Genomic DNA, 4,190 nt, shown 5'->3' on the forward strand with positions numbered 1-4,190 from the left:
ATGCCCTCTTGCAATGGGGCCAGCGGATAGATGTCCTGGATGTTCGAGGCGCCGCCGGGGACAGCGGATTCGATGCGCGCGATCTGGGCAGCGTCAAGATCGATCAATGGCAGCATGCCTGGCTCGATGGCTTCGCAACCGTCTGGTATTCCGTTCGGCGGCACGACCACTTCGACGCGCCCCTGCTCTTGGAGCAGAGCTTGGGCGAAAGCTTCGAGTTGCGGGTGCTGGAACAACGTTCGCACCTGAACGGTCCATCCCTTCGCGCGCACGCTTTCCAGCAAACGAAGCGCCAGCAATGAGTGACCGCCCAGTTCGAAGAAATTGTCGGTGCGGCCCACGCGGGACACGTTCAGTACCTCGGCCCAGATGGTTGCAAGCGCTTGCTCGACTTCGCCTTCAGGTGCTTCGTAGGCCTTGTCGCTGGTGAACTCCGGCGAAGGCAACGCCTTGCGGTCTACCTTGCCGTTGGCGTTCAACGGGAGTGCGTCGAGGACCATGAGCACGCTGGGGACCATGTAGTCCGGCAGCGCTTCGCCGAGGCGTTCTCTTAGGTCTGCCGTGTCGATGTTGGTGCCCGAGACGTAACCAACAAGCCTTGCACCGGCCGGGCCTTCGTTCGCCACGACGACCGCTTCTCTAACTTCGGGCTGGGCTTGGAGCTGGGCTTCGATCTCTCCCAACTCGATGCGGAAGCCCCGCACCTTCACCTGGTGGTCGATGCGGCCGAGGTACTCCAGCTGGCCCTCGTTGTTCCAGCGGACCAGGTCGCCTGTTCTGTACAGCCGCTGTCCATTGCTGGCCGCCACAAACCGCTCAGCAGTAAGGCCTGCCCGCTTCAGGTAGCCGCGTGCAAGGTTGACGCCGCCTAAATACAGCTCTCCAGCGACTCCGGCAGGCACTTCGTTCAGGCTCGCGTCCAGCACGTACGCCTGTGTCTCGCTGATCGGGCTGCCGATAGGTACCTGGCTGCTGCCATCGTCGCGGCACGTCCAGTGCGTCACGTCGATGGCGGCTTCTGTCGGGCCGTAGAGGTTGTAGAGCCTGGCCTGCGGCAGCCGAGCGAACACCTTGTCCCGGGCTTCCGCCGGCAAGGCCTCGCCACTGCACACGATGCGCTTGAGGCTCGTGCACGCCTTGGCTCCCTCGTAAGCCAGGAACGCCTGAAGCATCGAGGGCACGAAGTGCAAGGTGTCGACCTCGTGATGGCGGATCAACTCCACCAGCCGTGCCGGGTCACGGTGATCGCCCGGGTTGGCGACGACCAGCCTGGCGCCCTGCATCAATGGCCAGAAGAACTCCCACACCGACACATCGAAGCTGAACGGGGTCTTCTGCAGCACCGTGTCTGCTTCACCCAGCCGATAGGCCTCCTGCATCCACGCCAGCCGGTTGAACAGCGAGCGGTGGCGGTTGGCTGCGCCCTTGGGACGTCCGGTGGAGCCCGAGGTGTAGATGACGTAGGCGAGGTTATCGCCGTGCAGATCGACCCGCGGATCGGTGTCGGACTCGGCCGAGGTGTCCAGCGTGTCCAGGTCGAGCACCTGGGACAGCCCGGCAACGGGCACCAGCGCGCGCAGGTGGCTCTGGGTCAGCAGCATGGTGATGCCGCTGTCCTGGACCATGTAGGCCAGGCGGTCTGCCGGGTACTCGGGGTCCAGCGGCACATAAGCCCCACCGGCCTTCACGATCGCCAGGATGCCCACCACCATCTCGATGGAGCGCTCCGTCGCGATGCCGACCAGAACCTCGGGGCCCACGCCCAGGGCGATCAGGCGATGTGCAACCCGGTTGGCACGTGCGTTGAGTTCGCCGTAGCTCAGGGTCTCGTCACCAAAGACCAGCGCCACCGAGTCGGGACGAGCCCGCGCCTGGCGCTCGATCAACCGATGCACAGGCTCCGAATCGCCGAAGCGCTGCGGGTTTTCGCTCCACGCCTGCAGCGCTTCCCGCTCGGACACCCCAAGCATCGCTACATCGCCCACCGCCTGCTGTGGCCGGTCGGCCAGCGCGTGCAGCACCGCCAGGTAGTGCCCCGCCATCCGCTCGATGGTGCTCGGCGCAAACAGCTCCTGCGCATAGCTGAAGCTCGCCCGCACCCGCCCGTCATCGCTCTCGCTGGTCTCCAGCGTCAGCTCGAACTGCGCCGCCTGCGCGCCCAGGTCGCACTCGGTCAGCGTGATGCCGGGCAGCTTCTGCAGCGCCTTCAGGTCGCCACGCTGGTGGTTGAACATCACCTGGAACAGCGGGCTCGTGCCCAGGCTGCGCTCAGGCTGTAGCGCCTCCACCAGTTGCTCGAACGGCAGGTCCTGGTGCGCCTGCGCGCCCAGGGCCGCTTCTTTCGCGCGGGACAGCACGCGCGCCAGGCTCTCGCGCTCGTCGAGCACGTTGCGCAGCACCTGCGTGTTGACGAAGAAGCCGATAACGCCCTCGGTCTCGGCGCGGTGGCGGTTGGCCACCGGTACGCCCAGGCGGATGTCGGGCTCGCCGGTGTAGCGGCTCAGCAGCACCTGGAAGCCGGCGAGCAGGCCCATGAACAGCGTCGCGCCCTGGCCCTGCAGGCGCCTTTGCAGACGCTGCACCAGGTCGCGCGGCAACTCGAAGCCATGTCGCACGGCGCTGTACCGGCCATCGGGCTTGCGGGCGTGGTCGGTGGGCAGCTGCAACACGGGTTGGCTGGTGCCGAGGTGCCGGGTCCAGTACGCCAGCTGGCGTTCGCGTTCGCCGGCCTCGAGCCAGTCGCGTTGCCATGCGGCGTAGTCGACGTACTGGACCGGCAGCGGTGGCAGCGACGCCGCTGCCGTAGCTTGGTCGGCTTGGTTGTCATGAGTGCGCGCGCGGTACTGCGTCACGAATTCGTCGACGAGCACCTGCATCGACCAGCCGTCCGACACGATGTGGTGCATCACCACGACGAGCAGGTGTTCGTCGGGTGCGAGGCGGATGAGGCCGATGCGCAGCAGCGGGCCCGCGCCCAGGTCGAACGGCGTATGGCTCAGGCGCAGCGCTTCCTCGCGACTGCGCTTTTCGCGCTCGGCCTCGGTGCCCCATGCGGCCAGGTCGAGCGTTGTCATGTCGAGCGCGCCGACCTGTTGCACGACCTGCTCGGCCAGGCCTTGCGCGTCGGCTCGGAACACGGTGCGCAGCGACTCGTGGCGCTTCACCAGCGCGTCGAAGCTCGCGCTCACGGCCTGCGCGTCGAGCTGGCCCGCGAGCTTCAGCGCGCCGCTGATGTGGTACGCAGTGCTCGACGGATCGAGCTGCCACAGGAACCACTGGCGCATCTGCGCATGCGACAGCGCGAGCTTGCCCGCGCGCCGCGCTGCGCTCAGCGGCTCGATCGCCTGCGTGTCTGCGGGCCGGCCGGCCTGCAGCGCATGCGCGATGCGCGCCACGCTCTGGCGCTCGAACATCTGGCGAGGCGTGAGGTGCACGCCGGCGCGCGCCGCGCGCGCGGTGACCTTGAGGCTGAGGATGGAGTCGCCGCCGAGTTCGAAGAAGTTGTCGGTGCGGCCTACGCGGGGCACGTTCAGTACCTCGGCCCAGATGGTTGCAAGCGCTTGCTCGACTTCGCCTTCTGGCGCTTCGTACGCTTTGTCACTCGTGAACTCCGGTGCGGGGAGCGCCTTGCGGTCTACCTTGCCGTTGGCGTTCAGCGGGAGCGCGTCTAGGACCATGATGACGCTGGGGACCATGTAGTCGGGCAGCGCTTCGCCCAGGCGTTCTCTCAGTGCTGCCGTGTCGATGTTGTTGCCCGAGACGTAACCGACGAGCCTTGCTTCGTTCGCCACGACGATTGCTTCTCGCACTTCAGGCTGGGCTTGGAGTTGGGCTTCGATTTCGCCCAGCTCGATACGGAAGCCCCGCACCTTCACCTGGTGGTCGATGCGGCCCAGGTACTCCAGCTGGCCCTCGTTGTTCCAGCGGACCAGATCGCCCGTGCGGTACAGGCGTTGTCCATCGTTGGCCGCTACAAACCGCTCAGCAGTAAGGCCCGCCCGCTTCAGGTAGCCGCGTGCAAGGTTGACGCCGCCTAAATACAGCTCTCCAGCGACGCCGGCCGGCACTTCATTGAGGCTCGCGTCCAGCACGTACGCCTGCGTCTCGCTGATGGGCCTGCCGATGGGTACTTGCGTGCTGCCGTCGTCGCGGCACGTCCACTGGGTGACGTGGATCGTCGTTTCTGTCGG

1 protein-coding gene is annotated in these 4,190 nt (G+C 66.5%); it reads right to left on the reverse strand.

The window, feature by feature from the left end:
* Positions 1-4,190 (reverse strand): amino acid adenylation domain-containing protein (locus tag AB6807_RS39245; protein ID WP_371088793.1); only part of this gene is annotated, 4,190 nt, incomplete at both ends.

The sequence above is a fragment of the Variovorax sp. RCC_210 genome, from assembly GCF_041355175.1.
GTDB lineage: Bacteria > Pseudomonadota > Gammaproteobacteria > Burkholderiales > Burkholderiaceae_C > Variovorax.